Origin of the sequence: Mycobacterium sp. UM_11, assembly GCF_001414075.1 — a bacterium.
Taxonomy (GTDB): domain Bacteria; phylum Actinomycetota; class Actinomycetes; order Mycobacteriales; family Mycobacteriaceae; genus Mycobacterium.
In genome coordinates this window covers 32908-48535 of record NZ_LATC01000031.1, presented here as the reverse complement: position 1 = coordinate 48535, position 15628 = coordinate 32908, and the positions used below count along the sequence as shown (strand labels likewise).

13 protein-coding genes are annotated in these 15628 nt (G+C 64.6%); 6 read left to right on the top strand and 7 right to left on the bottom strand.

From position 1 onward, the window contains the following. The 3 genes from WU80_RS10580 to WU80_RS10570 form a co-directional block, all read right to left on the bottom strand. Positions 1–390, bottom strand: a 390-nt coding sequence (locus WU80_RS10580) for a carboxymuconolactone decarboxylase family protein (RefSeq protein WP_197285987.1), incomplete at its 3' end; no start/stop codon positions are given. Then, positions 387–1205, bottom strand: a complete 819-nt coding sequence (locus WU80_RS10575) for a mycofactocin-coupled SDR family oxidoreductase (protein ID WP_055405043.1) — start codon at positions 1203–1205, stop codon at positions 387–389. The genes WU80_RS10575 and WU80_RS10580, both read right to left, overlap by 4 nt. A gap of 8 nt (positions 1206–1213) precedes the next feature. Beyond that, the gene (locus tag WU80_RS10570) at positions 1214–2044 is read right to left on the bottom strand and encodes a mycofactocin-coupled SDR family oxidoreductase (protein ID WP_055405044.1); all 831 of its coding nucleotides are present in this window, start codon (positions 2042–2044) and stop codon (positions 1214–1216) included. Between the two features lie 78 nt (positions 2045–2122). Between WU80_RS10570 and WU80_RS10565 the strand changes: the two genes are divergently transcribed. Continuing rightward, entirely contained in the window at positions 2123–2734 is a 612-nt protein-coding gene (locus WU80_RS10565) for a TetR family transcriptional regulator (protein ID WP_082459971.1), read from the top strand. A 25-nt stretch (positions 2735–2759) separates the two neighbouring features. Here WU80_RS10565 and WU80_RS10560 read toward each other — a convergent pair whose 3' ends face one another. Further along, the gene (locus WU80_RS10560) at positions 2760–5306 is read right to left on the bottom strand and encodes an excinuclease ABC subunit UvrA (RefSeq protein WP_055405042.1); all 2547 of its coding nucleotides are present in this window, start codon (positions 5304–5306) and stop codon (positions 2760–2762) included. Positions 5307–5619: 313 nt separating this feature from the next. Between WU80_RS10560 and WU80_RS25365 the strand changes: the two genes are divergently transcribed. Further along, positions 5620–7122 (top strand): hypothetical protein, encoded by a 1503-nt coding sequence (locus WU80_RS25365; RefSeq protein ID WP_012396365.1) that lies wholly within the window; start codon positions 5620–5622, stop codon positions 7120–7122. On the opposite strand, the gene WU80_RS26370 is transcribed toward WU80_RS25365, so the two are convergent. Continuing rightward, a complete protein-coding gene (locus WU80_RS26370) occupies positions 7101–7541 on the bottom strand; it encodes a hypothetical protein (protein WP_012396366.1) in 441 nt (146 codons plus the stop codon). The genes WU80_RS25365 and WU80_RS26370 overlap by 22 nt on opposite strands. Before the next feature lie 199 nt (positions 7542–7740). Here WU80_RS26370 and WU80_RS10550 point away from each other — a divergent pair, with 199 nt between their 5' ends. Beyond that, positions 7741–8394 carry a CAAX amino protease gene (locus WU80_RS10550; protein ID WP_012396367.1) on the top strand — a complete coding sequence of 218 codons (654 nt, stop codon included), beginning with the start codon at positions 7741–7743 and terminating at the stop codon, positions 8392–8394. A 53-nt stretch (positions 8395–8447) separates the two neighbouring features. Beyond that, positions 8448–8789 (top strand): hypothetical protein, encoded by a 342-nt coding sequence (locus tag WU80_RS10545; protein ID WP_012396368.1) that lies wholly within the window; start codon positions 8448–8450, stop codon positions 8787–8789. A 425-nt stretch (positions 8790–9214) separates the two neighbouring features. Here the strand turns inward: WU80_RS10545 and WU80_RS10540 are convergent, their stop codons facing one another. After that, positions 9215–9796 (bottom strand): TetR/AcrR family transcriptional regulator, encoded by a 582-nt coding sequence (locus WU80_RS10540; protein WP_012396369.1) that lies wholly within the window; start codon positions 9794–9796, stop codon positions 9215–9217. A 66-nt stretch (positions 9797–9862) separates the two neighbouring features. Here WU80_RS10540 and WU80_RS10535 point away from each other — a divergent pair, with 66 nt between their 5' ends. After that, positions 9863–11056: a cytochrome P450 gene (locus tag WU80_RS10535; protein WP_031349045.1), complete on the top strand. Its 1194-nt coding sequence runs from the start codon at positions 9863–9865 to the stop codon at positions 11054–11056. A gap of 12 nt (positions 11057–11068) precedes the next feature. Here the strand turns inward: WU80_RS10535 and WU80_RS10530 are convergent, their stop codons facing one another. Further along, positions 11069–11755: a TetR/AcrR family transcriptional regulator gene (locus WU80_RS10530; protein WP_012396371.1), complete on the bottom strand. Its 687-nt coding sequence runs from the start codon at positions 11753–11755 to the stop codon at positions 11069–11071. A gap of 800 nt (positions 11756–12555) precedes the next feature. Here WU80_RS10530 and WU80_RS10525 point away from each other — a divergent pair. Beyond that, on the top strand, positions 12556–15624 hold the full coding sequence (locus WU80_RS10525; protein ID WP_012396373.1) for an RND family transporter: 3069 nt from the start codon (positions 12556–12558) through the stop codon (positions 15622–15624). Positions 15625–15628 lie beyond the last annotated feature (4 nt).

Below are 15628 nucleotides of genomic sequence, written 5' to 3'. Positions count from 1 at the left end.
TGTATAAGAGACAGCCCCGCGCTCGCGCGCAATGCGCTCCCACTGCGCGTCGACGACCATGTTGAACTGCGAGGCTTTCGGCCAGCCGGCGTAGACCGCGAAATGCAGGACCGCTTCCCGCATTTCGGTGATCGTAACGTCCCCGCTGTTCAGCGCGGCGTAGACGTGTTGTTCGAGCGCGGGTGCGGCGTCGGCACCGGCGACGCACGCCAGCGTGACGAACCGGCGGTCGCGCCGGCTCAGGCCGGGCCGGGTCCACACCTCGGCGAACACGAAGTCGATGAGCCCGTCGGCGATCGCGGGGCTGGCGTCCGTTGGCGCTTCGACCGTCATCACCTCGGCGAACGTCCGCAGGCCGCGCTCGCGTCTTTGATTGTGGCTGCTCATCATCTGATGGTCACCCCCGCGTCGACGGTGAACTGCAAGCCCGTCACGTGCCGGGCCTCGTCGGAAACCAGGAACAGCACCGCGTTGCTCACGTCGATCGCCTCCGTCATCAGAATCGGCAGCGCGTTCATGAAGATGGGCCCCAAGTCGGGTCGCTTCTCCATGATCAGCTGGTGCATCGATGGCGGCGCCATGCCGGTGGCCACGCCCGTGGGATGCACGGTGTTCACCCGGACATTTTGTGCGGCAAGTTCATTGGCGAGCGCCAGACTCATGCCGACGATGCCGTGCTTGGCGGCCGTGTAGGGCGTATGCAGTGGAGTTCCCTTGATACCGGCCGACGAGCTGATGTTGACCAGGCTGCCGCCGCCGGCCGCCAGCAGATGCGGCAGCGCCGCGGCGCATGTGTTCCAGGCGCCGATGAGGTTGACGTCCACCACGAGCCGCCACTGCTCCGGGGTGGTGGTGTCCCAGGTGCCGACCGTCAGCACGCCCGCGTTCGCGACCGCGGCGTCCAGGCCGCCAAGTTCGTCGGCCCCCTCGTCGACGGCGGCCTTGAGGGCGGCCGCGTCCCGCACGTCGACGACCTTGCAGACGGCCGACCGCCCAAGCTCTCCAACGAGTTTGGCGGTCTGGCGCAGATCGTCCTCGGTCGCCAGCGCATACTCCAAGCCGTCGGGGGTTTCGCAGATGTCGACCAGCAGGCAGTCTGCGCCCTCTTCGGCCAACCGCACCGCGTGGCTGCGTCCCATCCCGCGAGCGGCACCGGTGATCAGGACCCGTTTGCCGGCCACGCGGCCCGGCGGTCGAGGTTGCATCGCGGGGCTCACAGCTTGTTGCAGAAGCCGGCGTCCACGGGGAACGTCACCCCGGTGACATACTTGGCCTCATCGGAGACCAGATAAGCGATCGCCGCGCTGATGTCCTCGGGCTCCAGCATCTCCACCGGCATCGGATTCTGCAGGTGCGCACCGCCTTCGGGAAAGCTTTCCAGGAACTCCGTCATCGCCGGATTGACGGCCATCATCGTGCGGACCGCCGTGGGGTGAACCGTGTTGACCCGAATGTTGAAGGGGGCCAACGAGTTCGCCAGGACCCGCATCAACCCGACCACCCCGTGCTTGGAGGCCGCATACCCTAGGCCGCCGCCCTGCAGACCACCGAAGCCCCGCAGCCCGGCCGTCGAGCTGGTGAATACGATCACACCGCCGCGCTGCCCGGAGAGCAGGTGCGGCACGGCCGCCCACGCGGTGTGATAGGCGCCGTCGAGGTTGACCCCAATGGCGGCCCGCCACTGCGCCAGCTCCTCCTCGATGCTCAGCTGCCGGAACGCCACGGGCGCGATTCCCGCGTTGGCGCAGACGATGTCGAGCCGGCCAAAGTGTGCCACCCCGGCGTCGAGCGCCGCCTTCACCTGATCGAACTCGCGGACGTCGGCCACCGTCGCGAGCATCTTGCCGCCCTCGGCCTCGACCAGGCCGACCGTTTCGTCGAGCTCGTCGCGCCGCGCCATGGCGTAGCCATTGGCGGGGATGTCGGCACAGATGTCGATGCCGATGATGTCGGCGCCCTCGCGCGCCAGCCGGACCGCGTGGCTGCGGCCCTGCCCACGTGCCGCCCCGGTAATGAACGCCACCTTGCCGTCTAGACCACCCACCACGCCCTCGCTCGCGTCGTCGCCTGCGGTTTTCTCAAGTAACCGCGTTACTCCGGTTCGGACAGTAACATCGTTATCGTGGTCGGTAAAGCCTCATCGCAACGGCGCGACGGATCAGTGGCGGCAGCCCGGGCCGTCGATCCGTTGATCGACGTCGTCGTCGACCTCATCGACACCGAGGGCTATGACGCCGTGCAGCTGCGGGAGGTCGCGCGCCGGGCCCGCATGTCGCTCACCACGATCTACAAGCGCTACCCCACCCGCGACGACCTCATCGTCGCGGCGCTGCGGTGGTGGATGGACACCCACCGCTACGCCGCCGTCGCCTCGCACTCCGGGGACAAGGAATCGCTCTACGACGGGCTCATGTGGATCTTTCGGGCGATCTTCGAACCGTGGGAGAAACACCCCCGCATGCTGCAGGCGTACGTGCGGGCCCAGGCCGGGCCCGGGGGCGACGAACTGACCCAACACGGCTTCGACGTCGTCGCACCCGCGGCGCGGTCGGTGATGCGCGAGTGCGATGAACGCTTCGCCGAGGACCTGGGTGTCATCCTGGCCGGCGTCGTCTACGGGGCGCTGGGCCAGTTCGCGGCGGGCTCCATCGAGATCACCGACATCGTGCCGACGATCGAGCGGGCGGTGTTCTGGCTGGCGAAGGCGCACGAGGGCGTGTGCCGGCACGCGTAGGGGACCTGGCGGCGCGCAAGGGTTTTCACCGAGTAGCGGACGACGCCAACCGTTTCGCCAAGTACGGCGCCGTGCGGCTGTGTTTCGCACGCGCAACCTCATTCGGCGCGCCCGCCGCGACGACCCGACCACCGTCGTTGCCGGCGCCCGGCCCGAGGTCGATCACCCAGTCCGCGCCCGCGACCATCCGCATGTCGTGTTCGGCCACCACCACGGTGTTGCCCGCGTCGACCAGGCGGTGCAGCTGACGATCGAGCAGATCCACATCGGCGGGGTGGAGCCCCGTGGTCGGCTCGTCGAGGACGTAGAGGGTATGCCCTCGGCGGGGTCTCTGGAGCTCGGAGGCGAGCTTGATCCGCTGCGCCTCGCCGCCTGACAGCTCGGTCGCGGGCTGCCCGAGACGGAGATACCCCAGTCCGACCTCGTGCAGCGTGGTCAGGCTCCGCGCCGCCTTCGTAACGTCGGCAAGAAAGTCCGAGGCCTCATCGACGGTCATCGCGAGCACGTCGGCGATCGTACGATCACGGTAACGGACTTCGAGTGTCTCGTCGGAGTACCGCGCTCCGCGGCACGCCGGGCAGGTGGCGTATGTGCCTGGCAGAAACAATAATTCGACCGCGACGAACCCCTCGCCTTGACAGGTGGGGCAGCGACCTTCGGAGACGTTGAACGAAAACCTGCCCGCTGTCCAACCGCGGCGGCGGGCCTTCGGAGTCGCGGCGAATTCGTGGCGCACGGCGTCGAACAAGCCGGTGTAGGTCGCCAGTGTCGAGCGCGGAGTGCGTCCGATCGGGCGCTGGTCGACGGACACCAGCCGATTGATCTCCTCGACACCCTCCGCCGTCACGCCGGCGCTGGCGTCGTGATCCAGATCGACGACTTCGGTGTCCGTTTCGTCGCCATCGGATGCGGCCGGCTCGGCGGCGCGCCCGGTGCCCAGATGCCTGTTCACGACGTCGCCGAGGACCTTCACGACGAGTGTCGACTTGCCCGAACCGGACACCCCGGTGACCGCGGTGTACACACCAAGTGGCAGGTCCACGTCGAGGTCTCGCAGGTTGTGAAAGCAGATCCCGCGCATCCGCAACTGCCCGGACGGCATGCGCGGCTGGCGATGCGTCGGACCGGCCCCGTCGAAAAGGTAACTGCGAGTGACCGATTCCTCGATGTCTGCCAGGCCCGGCACCGGGCCGCTGTAGAGCACGTTCCCACCAAGCTCGCCCGCCCCGGGTCCGACGTCGACGATCCAATCGGCACGGCGTACCACGTCCATGTCGTGCTCGACCACGAATAGCGAATTGCCCGCGCGCCGCAGGCGATCCAGCACGTCGAGTAGCGGTTCGGCGTCCGCGGGGTGCAGTCCGGCCGACGGCTCGTCGAGCACGTAAAGCACGCCGAACAAGCCGGCGCGCAATTGGGTGGCCAGTCGCAAGCGCTGCAATTCGCCGGGTGACACCGTCGGTGTTCGGCGACTAATCGTGAGATAACCGAGGCCGAGGTCGATGAGTACCTGCAGGCGTGCGACGAGGTCGGCGGCGATCATTGTCGCCACCTCCGTCAACTCACCGGATTCCGTCGACTCGTACGCGGCGGCGGCATCGGTCCGAGAAGCCGTGGGGCGCAACGCGTCCGCAAGGTCGGCCAACGGCATCCCCGCGTATTCGGCGATGGTGCGCCCGGCGAATGTCACCTTCAGCGCTTCCGGTCGCAACCCGGAACCCTCGCATACCGGGCACTCGACGCTGTCGACGAATTGCAGCACGCGGCGACGCATCATCGCGCTGTGCGAGTTGGCCAACGTGTGGCGGACGTGGCGTTCGGCGCTGGAGAACGTGCCGTTGTAGTAATAATCGGCCTGCACCGGGTGCTGGCTCGGGTCGATTTCGACCGTTGGCTGATCATCGGTGAACAGGATCCAATTGCGTTGACGCTTCGGGAGTTTCCGCCATGGCTTGTCGATGTCGTACCCCAGCGTTACCAAGATGTCGCGTAGGTTTTGACCCTGCCACGCGCCCGGCCAAGCGGCCACGGCGCCTTCCCGGATGGTCAGCGACGGGTCAGGTACCAGTGTCTCTTCGGTCACCCGATGGATTCGCCCCAACCCGTGGCATTCGGGGCACGCCCCCACCGCGGTGTTCGGGGAGAACGCGTCGGAGTCCAGTCGTTCCGTGGCCCCACGCGGGTAGGTTCCGGCGCGGGAGAACAGCATCCGCAGCAGGTTCGACAGGGTGGTGACGGTGCCGACCGTCGACCGCGACGTCGCCGAACCCCGGCGCTGCTGCAACGCCACGGCGGGCGGTAGACCGGTGATGTCATCCACCTTCGGCGCGCCGGCCGGCAGCAACAGGCGACGGGCGTACGGGGCGACCGACTCGAAATAGCGGCGCTGGGCCTCGGCATAGATGGTCCCAAAGGCCAACGACGACTTCCCGGATCCGGAGATTCCGGTGAACGCGACCAGCGCGTCGCGGGGCGCCGCGACGTCGACCCCCCGCAGATTGTGGACCCGCGTCCCGTAAACGCGCACACAAGAGTCGAGTTCGTCCGTGGGGCGGTCAGACGTTGCTGGCATCGTGCTCAGACGAATACCCCTGCTGCGGCCGCGCAAGCATGCTGCTTTCTAGACCACGACCTGCGCTACTGCTGGTGGCCAGGGGCGGGATCGAACCGCCGACCTTCCGCTTTTCAGGTGGGCGGAACGGCCGCTGGCCTGCGGCTTAACGACACCCATACGTCAAATACGGCGCGCTGAGCGCGTCTGACGCAGGGTGCTCGTCCGACGATCGGACAAGAACCGGACACGGTGACAGCACTCCCGTCAGGGAACCCATCATCGCCCGTCACCCAGGGACGCGCGCCGCGGGCTCCCGGGGAGCAGGCACCCGATGCCCAGCATCACGAGGTCGAGCGCGCATTCAACGAGCGCGATTGCGGAGCGACCCACTCTTCGCCCGGGCACGACCCGAACGGCCAGCCGGAACACGGACGGAGTCGCGGACGCCGGTAGACCGCGAGGGCCCGAGGCCGGCACGGCCGGAGGGCGCGAGAGCGGTAGCGGTCGGTCGGACGGTGGGAGCGACGTAGACGGTGTTCCGGCTGGGACCAACGGGCTTGTTATATGTGCCAAAAGTGTCCGCGACAGCATCGAGGGCGGCGCCGATGCGGAACTGTCGGCCGCAGATGCGCTGGGGCTGCGGTTCCCGAGCTCCGACTTGGTGGCCTCGGCGGCAGCGCTGTTTGAGCCGGCACAGCCATGGGCAGACGGGCAAGACCGTCTCGGGGTGGAACCGGAGTCCGGCCGGTTCCGGATCACGATCGGCCCCGGTGTAGTCCGCCTCGGCTGGACCAGTCCTGTGCGTGCGGAGAAGGCATCGGAGCGGTCAGTCGACCGTCACCGGCTGGATGTGGCCGCCGAGGAGGACCGCATAAAGACGGGCCGTAACATGTCCAACCCGCCTGGGCGAGCGATCACGGAATGGTCTCGCAAATCTCGTGCCGCGATGTGCCGCACCTTCGCCGAGCTCGACTACACACCGCTGGTGGAATGCGGCCGTGTGCCAGCGATGGTGACCCTGACCTACCCAGGCGAATGGCAATCCGTTGCGCCAGACGGCGCCAGTGTGAAACGACATATGGCCTTGTGGCGCAAGCGGTTTCAACGCGAATGGGGTGAACCGGCCCGCTATATCTGGAAGCTCGAATTTCAACGCCGCGGCGCACCACACATTCACTTGTGGATGACTCCGCCGCCCGCTGTGGGGCGATCAGGTCGCACGTTCCGAGACTGGCTGTCGCAGGAATGGGCAAACATTGTCGGCCATCCAGATCCGGAACAACGCGCGCGTCACTTGCTCGCCGGCACGGGGATCGACATCCTCAACGGATTGCGTGCGTGCGATCCCAAGCGCCTGGCCATTTACTTCACCAAACATTCTTCGCCGAATACGTTGGGCGACAAGGAATACCAGCATGTCGTGCCTGAGTTGTGGCAGCAGCCCGGACGTGGTCCCGGAAGGTTCTGGGGCGTCTACGGACTCAAAAAGGCCATCGCGGTCGTCGAGATCGCCCAGGACGCGTACCTGGCAGCGCGCCGAATCGTGCGGCGGTGGTCACGTAGCCAAGCGATCTACAGCAATCCTGCCAGCAGCTTCCCCACCGCCGTCGTGCCGCGCACGGCCACTCGGCTGGTCCCACGTGTTGGTCGGAACACCGGTGCCGTGACTCATCGGAGGGTGCGACGACGACGAGCCTTCTGCAACCAAGGCGGCGTCGCCGGCGGATACGCGCTAGTGAATGACGGGCCGGCGTTCGCATCCCGACTCGCGACAGCGTTACTTGGCACGGCGGTTAACACGCTTGCGGCACCTCACCCCGGCAATTGCGTGTGATTGCGCAACGCCTCGGTGGCGGCTTGAGCCGCGCCGCAGGCTTCGGTGAAGGCATGACGAGCTCTGTCGAACGCCTCCATCACTTCGAGAGCGTGATTGGGGTTGATAATCGCCCAGTTCAGCCTCGTAGACAAAGAACGGACGATGTCGGCGATCGTCAAACCTGTGCCAGCCAGCCGATTGACAACCCAGTTGACCACCGCGGGATCGCCCACATCGGCTCCGAAGGCATCAATGTCGAGCGACAACGTGCACATTTGCGCATGCAGATATTCGGCCTGTGCGACGAAGGGTGCCGAGTCGCCCCAACGCGCGAAGTCAGGGACACCGGGTTCAGTGGGCTGGCCGGGCGGCGTGGGCCAGAGTTCTCGAACCATCCCCAAAGTGTAGGCATGAACGACCGCCAGGGTGGCCGTCATGCTGGCCACCGTATGGACGATGACGAACGCGGGGGCCCCTCGACCAAATAGCAAAGAACCCGGGTCGACCGCGAGGGTCGAATACCGGGCTCTTCTGAATTCTCAACCAGAACATCCCTGGGGATGCAACTCTGGCCTTTATGTAGAGGATTCTACACGGCCGCCGTGTCGACCAGCAACGCCGTGGTTGACTGCCTGCATGGCGGTGCCGTACGGGCCTTGGGTCGAGAGCTGGTTTAGTTCCGACCGGTTCGCAACCTACTTGAGAATGGCGGGCCACGACAGGTCTCGTGCCTTGGCGTTGTACGAATGGAGCACCAGCCTGAACGCTGCCCTGCTGCACGACTTCGCCCACCTGGAGGTCGGACTCCGAAACATGTATGACACCGCTCTAAAGGGGGCGGTCGCAGGTGGCGACATCCACTGGCTCGACAGCACTTCGGCCGATCACCTGTTCCCCCGAAGTGTGGCCGGGAACGCACGAACGCATCGCGACATCGCCACTGCGCGTGACAATGCTGGCGGGAACGCGGCGCCGGCCGGCAAGGTGATTGCCGAGCTAACGTTCGGTTTCTGGGTCTTCCTAACGTCACGTCGGCACGAACCTCTCGTCTGGCTGCCGCATCTAGCACACGCTTACCCCAGCGGAACCCACCGCGTGCAACTGCACAATGGTTTGAGTGACCTTTTGAAGGCCCGCAATCGGGTTGCTCATCATGAGCCGGCGACCGCTCGTTCGGGGCGCGAGATAATCCGCCGAATCCGCGGTCACGCCCGATACATATCGGCGGAGCTTGCCCAACACATCGATGCAACGAGCACCGTCGAAACCATCATTCGGAACCGGCCATAGCCAACTGTCGCGGCGAAGGCCAGAAGTCGGCCCTGTGATGGTGTGATCGTGGCATGACGGACGTTCAGGTGGAGCTGCCCACCAGCGAAGCGAATCGACTCCGAAAGTGGGGATCTCTGTGGCTGGACCTTCTCCGCGCCGATATGGTCCTGCATGAACGTCAAAACCTACCGGAGACCGCCGCCAACGCCTTCACACGGCGCGCTCTGTGGGAGTCTGCGGTCATCACCTATGGGCGCATGGCGTTCAGCGACAAGAAGCGCAAGCTTGCCCATGACGAGTTGCTGAGAGTATCTGGAGGAGAGAAGGCGGTAGCATTCCACGACCAGCTCACCCGCTGGCGCCACGACCACTGTAGGTTCCAGTTTTACGTGGCGGATTTCCAAACTTCGTGACGTAGAAATGGCGGATCCGCCACAAAGATGGGAAAACGAGTTAGTAGCGCTAGGCATTGGGTGTTGCGCTGGCTCTGCTCAGCCACTCTTAGTGTGGCATCATTGAACGTGTGAAGTGTGTTCTGCTGCAGGCACATTGGCGGTTGTAATTGCCGAATCGCCCTGCGTCCGCTAGGCAGTCTCGGGTAGGGCATATCTGACCGGCGTAGATTGCCAATGACGTGCGTATCCCGTCCTTCATGAGGGACAGCAGGCGCAGGTCAGCCATAGCCACACAGTCCCTCGTCCGCTACACAGCAGCCAGTGCGCTGTGAAATCCTGCCGCCGTTGCTCGTGTTGGTCGGGTGGACGTATTCCGAACCCGCGGTATTCCTGCGAGATGTCGTGCCGGGCTTGCCGGTCCCAGATTGGTCCCCCAGGGGCAGCTAGCGTGGCCGTAAGCCGATAAACGCGACGTCGTGGATTGTTCGCGCGATTAGCTCTTCGTTGAGCGCATCGTCGGTGATGAGGTAGGTCAGTGCGCTGATCGTGACCGCACCGAATAGGGCGATGGCGGCAGCTCTGGGTTTGTCGAGTGCCACGAGTGAGCCGTCGGCGGCACCCGCCCGAAGCAAGGTCTCGACGGGTTCGAAGTAGGCAGTGGTGATCATGTCCGCGATGGCGGGCATGCGGGCGGCGCGGCCCAGTTCCCCGATGAGGGCGCGACAGACCGCGGGCCGCTGGGCCATCACGCGCAGTTGAGCATTGATGACGGTGTGCAGGCGTTGGGCGGCGGTGCCGTCTGCCTCGACGATCGCGGTGACCTCGTCCGCGACGTGTTGTAGGACGTCTTCGAGCAGGAAGGCGAGTATTTCTTCTTTACCGGCGAAGTAGTAGTAGAGCGTGGCCTTGGCGATGCCCGTGGTCGCGGCCACGTCTTCGATCTTTGTGTCGTTGAGTCCGCGCTCGGCAAAGAGTTCGGCCGCAGCCGGCAACCGTTCGGAAATCTGAGCGGGAATCTTACGCATAAAGTCCTCCCCTCGGTTTAAACTCTCAGTCTAAACCGGTGTTCTGCAATGTGGCAGGAGACGCTCATGTCGACCGTACAACTTCGCTACGACCCCTTTGACCCGGAAATTCAGGATGACCCCTACCCCGTCTACCGGCAGCTACGCGACGACGCACCCGTCTACCACGCCACCGATACCAACACGTGGGTACTGAGTCGCCACGCAGATGTCATCAGCGCGCTGCTGGACCATCACAGCTACTCGTCGGTCGACGGAGTATTTCCGACTCCGCCGGGCTCGACTTTTCGCGAATCGCTGCTGCCGATGATGATTTTGATGGATCCCCCGCGACACGATCAGCTGCGGGCATTGGTGAGCAAAGCCTTCACACCACGCCGAATCGCGGCGCTGACGTCCGCGATCGAGGACCTCGCTGATCACTTGACGGGCGGCCTAATACAGGAAGCAGGTTCGGCCGATTTCGTCGCCGACTTCGCAGCTGTACTACCAGCGATGGTGATCGCTGATTTGCTCGGTGTGCCGCGCGAGGACCGCACACAATTTCGGCAATGGTCGAACGCGCTGGTGCAATCCAATCCCACCCACGGCGAGACCGGCGAGGCTTTGGCAGCCGCGGCCGCGATCTATGGGTACTTCACCGATTTCCTCGCCGACCGCCGCCGCCAACCGCGCGACGACTTGATGTCAGCGTTGGTGTGTGCCGAGATCGACGGAAAGCACCTCAGTGACGACGAACTGCTTGGCTTTTGCCTGCTGCTGCTGATCGCGGGTCATGAGACGACGTCGAATCTGCTGGCCAACGCCGCGGTGGTACTGGCCGACTATCGCGACACCCGCCGCCAGCTGGCTGGCGATGAGAGCTTGCTCGGGGCAGCCGTTGAGGAGTTGCTGCGGTATGACTCACCGGCGCAAGGACTTTCGCGAACGTTGACCCGCGACGTCACAGTGCATGGCGTCAGGATGTCCGCCGGTGAATCGGTGCTGTTGTTGTTCGGCTCGGCTAATCGTGACGAACGCGTGTTCGCCGATCCCGACGTATTTGATATCGGGCGCAAACCCGAACACCAAGTGGCATTCGGCAGGGGCATTCACTTCTGCCTCGGCGCGTCGTTAGCGCGGATGGAGGCCCGGATTGCGTTGCGTGCCCTGCTGGCCCGGGTGCCCAACTGGGAGGTCGACCTAGAGCGCGCGCAACGCCTGCGGTCGGGCCCCATCCGAGGTTATCTGTCGTTGCCGATCTCGTGGTCGGCGAATTAGCCGCGCTGCAGGCTAGTCGGAGCCGCTGCGGCGCGAAACTGGTTTACGGCTGACGGCCCGCTGTGCGGGTTTATCTGCCTGGCGGCGGTGCGCGACGAGGAAGTCATCGACGATGCGCTCGCAGTCTTGACGATCGATGGCACGCAGCCCGGTGAGGCGGGCGAACGCCACAGGCCCGATGAGTTGACACAGGATCAGCTCCATGTCGAAGTCATCCAGGTCGGCGCGAGCTTCGGGGCTTTGCAACAGGGCAACGAACGGTTGTCGATATTGGTCGATGATCCGCGCGCGCAGCGCGTGTCGGTCCTGGGTTTCCTGGGTGCCGTCGGGTGTTGGGCCAAGCGCGACCCAAGCCAGGGTGGTGACATGCAGCGGGGCTTCCTGGAACAGCGTGGCCTGTCGGCTCAACAGTTCGATGAGTTGGTCGCGCATAGATCCCGTCGCCGGTGGCGGGTGGACTTGCGGCAGGAGCCGCTCAAATGTGGCGGCCAGCAGTTGGGTGGAGCTGCTGAAGTGGCGGTACAGGGTCGTCCGCGCGACTTTGGAGGCCTTGGTGACGGCATCGATGGTGACGGCTTCGATGCCGCCGGCGCTCAGGAGTTTGGTGGCCGCATCCAAGAGCCGGGTTCGTGAGCGCAGCCGGCGCGGGTCAACGTCGTCATCGTCGTCGACCGGGAATTCCAGGGTGTCACGCTCCACGTAGTCACCGTAAACCTCACGCGTACCCAGCCCGCACCGAATCGCCCCTGCATCGGTCGATTGATCTGGACTCTAGGCAACTAATGCTACCTATAGTAGCGTAGCGCTACTACTAGTACCCTTTCTTGTAGGGGTCTGTGCGGGGAAGGAGGGAGCATGATCGGGCAGTGGGTCGGACAATCCCGGGTTGAGCAGCCCCAGGGCGTGGCTACCACAGGCCGATTCGTGTGGCGGACGAACGAACTCTGCCGGCGGGCGCGAGGGGGAATCGTGCACTCGGGCGGGGCTGGTCGGCGATGAATGTCGCGCTTGCGCTAACCAAGACGCATGTGTGGGCGCTCGGGGTTCGCGATTTCAGGCTGGCCCGCCGCGCTATCACCCGGCGCCTACACCCACGGCCGCCGGTCGACGACCAAGGCCGCGTTCGTCCCCGTCACTACCCCCCTCGCTCGTGCTCTTACTTGGACGACGAGTTGATGAACCGGGAAATGTATGACCACGTGCGCGAGGAGCCAATCAGGTTGATATCCCGGCTGGGATTTCGCCTGCGCCGTTGATGAAACTATCACAGTGCGGAGTGCATCGTTATTGCCAAATCAACTGTGCGCAAAGGGATCACGTATCGCTATACCGGACATGCTGGACAGTCGACGGCGCGTTGGCCACCGCCCGAAGCTGCTGGTTGCGCGGCGGCGATCGGAGTGATTCGGTCACCGGTGGCAGTTTTGCCGGGCAGGCGGAAGGGTACTAGTAGTACTGTTGCGATACCGTTGGTTTCTTTTGAGGTAGCGGGGCGGGGGATGGCGGATTACGGGTGGGTTTCTTCGGGTGTGGCGACCTTGAGTCGCCCCGTTCGGGAGCGACTGCAAAAAGTGGCGGCCGGTGAGGGCGCATACAGCGATCGGCTGGCCCGCCTGGCGGGTTTCAGCATCCGGCATAAGGTGCTGATCATCGGCATGTGGGTGGTGACCGCCGCCGCCCTGGCGGTGCTGTTCCCGCAGCTGGAAACCGTTGTTAGACAGCAGTCGGTGAATCTCATACCGCGCGATGCGCCATCGCTGCAGACGGTAGACCGCATGGGCGCGGCCTTCGGCGAGCAGGGATCCAAGACAACGATATTTGTCGCGATGGAGGATCCGGCGGGCCTGACTGCGCCGGTGCGCCAGCGCTACAACACCATGATTTCGCGATTGCGTGCCGACTCGGAGCACGTACGCCTGGTTCAAGACTTGTTGGCCGACCCCGTCACCGCAAGCCAGGCAGTCAGCCAAGACGGCAAAGCCTGGTATGTACCGGTGGGAGTGGCCGGAACGTTGGGCGATGTCAAAGCTGCCGAATCGGTCCAGGCGGTCCGCACGATCGCCGCCCAAGCATTCAGCGGCTCACCCACCAATGTTCGCGTCACCGGGCCCCCAGCCACCTTCCACGATCAAATCGCCTCGGCCGAAGAGGATTTGGTTGTCATCTCGATCGCGACGGCAGGCCTGATCGCAATGATCTTGCTGGTCGTGTATCGGTCGGTGTTTACCGCCTTGCTGCCACTGCTGGTCATCGGTGTAAGCCTGGCAGTGGGGCGCGGAGTGCTATCGGCGTTGGGCGAATCGGGCATGCCGGTATCGCAGTTCACCATCGCCTTCATGACGGTGATCCTGCTGGGTGCCGGCACCGATTATTCGGTGTTTTTGATCAGCCGATATCACGAGCAGCGACGCCAAAACGTTCCGCCGGATCTGTCGGTGATCAACGCGACCGCCACCATCGGGCGCGTGATTTTGGCTTCGGCCGCCACCGTGGCGTTTGCGTTTCTGGCCATGGTGTTCGCGAAGTTGAGCGTGTTCGCCGCGTTGGGTCCGGCGTGCGCTATCGCCGTCTTTGTCGGATTCGCGGCCACGGTGACGTTATTTCCCCCGGTGTTGGCGCTGGCGGCCAAACGCGGCATCGGTGAACCCAAGGCAGATCGCACTCGCCGCTACTGGAACTGGATCGCCGTGGCGGTGGTCCGTCGACCCGTGCCGCTATTGGTCGCCAGTCTGGCGCTGGTGCTAGGCCTGGCAGCCGTCGCGCTGACTATGCACATCAGCTACGACGATCGCCGAGGACAGCCGGCGACCACGGCCAGCAATGAGGGATATCGACTGCTGGACAGGCACTTTCGCAAGGACGCCATCGTCACCGAATTCATGGTCGTCGAATCGCCCACCGATATGCGCACCAGCAAGGCCCTGGCCGACCTGGATGAAATGGCCTCTCGGGTCTCGCAACTGCCCGGCGTCACCAAGGTCTCCGGTGTCACCCGGCCGACGGGCGCGCGTCTGGACCAGGCTCAACTGTCGTGGCAAAACGGCGAGATTGGCGACAAGATGGCCGGCGCGGTCGCCAAGGGCGACGCACACAAGGATGACCTGGCCAAACTCACCCACGGCGCCGACCAACTCGCCGGCGGTCTCGCGCAACTGGACACCACCTTGCGCACCGCGTTGACCCCGTTGACCGGACTCCTCACCCAAGCCCAATCCAGTGGATCCCAAGTCCAGCGGTTCCGTCCGCTGCTACAGCAGCTTTCGGCTACCGCCCCGGCCGTCGACCAAGCCATCCGAACCGGTCCGGGACTGCGCCAGCAAGCCGACCAGGCCCAAAACGCGATCGCCGCCATCGACCCGCTCGTCGGTGCGCTCAACACCTCCCCGTGGTGTGCGACCACACCGGAATGCACCCAACTCCGCGACCAGGTCCAGATCCTGGTGACCCTGCGCCATACCGGCTTCTTCAACCAGCTCGCCAACCTCGGCGACCTGTACCAGCCCGGCAGCGACACCGCGGCCGGCACCGTGGCCGACGTCCAAAACACAATCACGTCGCTGGACAAGACTTTCGGAGCGCTCGGCGACCCCGCCGACCTGGCCGGCAACATCCGCCGCCTCCAAAGCGGCATCAGCCAACTCGCCTCCGGCGCACAGGCGCTCGCCACCGGCGTGCATACACTCGCCGACAGCAACATCGAAATGCTGTCAGGCATGAGCCAAATCGCCACCCAACTGCAGAATTCCGCACGAACCACCGCCGGCTCCGACAACGCCAGCGGCTTCTACCTGCCCACCAATGCCTTCGAGAACCGCCAATTCGCCGACGTTGCAAAGCATTTCCTGTCACCCGACGGAAAAACCGCACGTTTCGCCATCGAATCCAGTTACGACCCCTACAGCAGCGACGCGATGAACCTCGCCCACAAAATCACCGAGGTCGCCGATGCCGCACGACCCAACACCTCGCTGGCCAACGCCACGGTGTCGATGGCCGGATTCCCCGCCGTCAACTCCGACATCCAACGCCTGCTTTCCGCCGACTTTCATCAGCTGGCCTTTGCGACCCTCGTCATCGTCGGCCTCATCTTGGTCGTATTGCTGCGCGCCCTGGTCGCCCCGCTCTACCTGTTGGGTACCGTCGTGCTCAACTACGGCGCCGCGCTCGGACTGGGAACCCTCGTCTTTCAATATGGCCTTGGCAAGGAAATCGCCTGGCCCGTACCGCTTCTGGCGTTCATCATCCTGGTCGCCGTCGGCGCCGACTACAACATGCTGCTCATCTCGCGACTACGCGAAGAATCTGCCCACAACATTCGCGTCGGCGTCCTGCGAACCGTCGCAAACACCGGCTCAGTCATCACTTCGGCCGGGCTCATCTTCGCCGCCAGCATGTTCGGCCTGATCGCCGGCTCCATCGCGATCATGATCCAAGCCGGATTCATCATCGGCTGCGGCCTACTACTGGATACCTTCGTCGTTCGCACCCTCACCGTTCCCGCGATCGCCACCCTGCTGCGCGAAGCGAGCTGGTGGCCGCAACGGAAACCCCTGACTCACAACGGCTGACCAC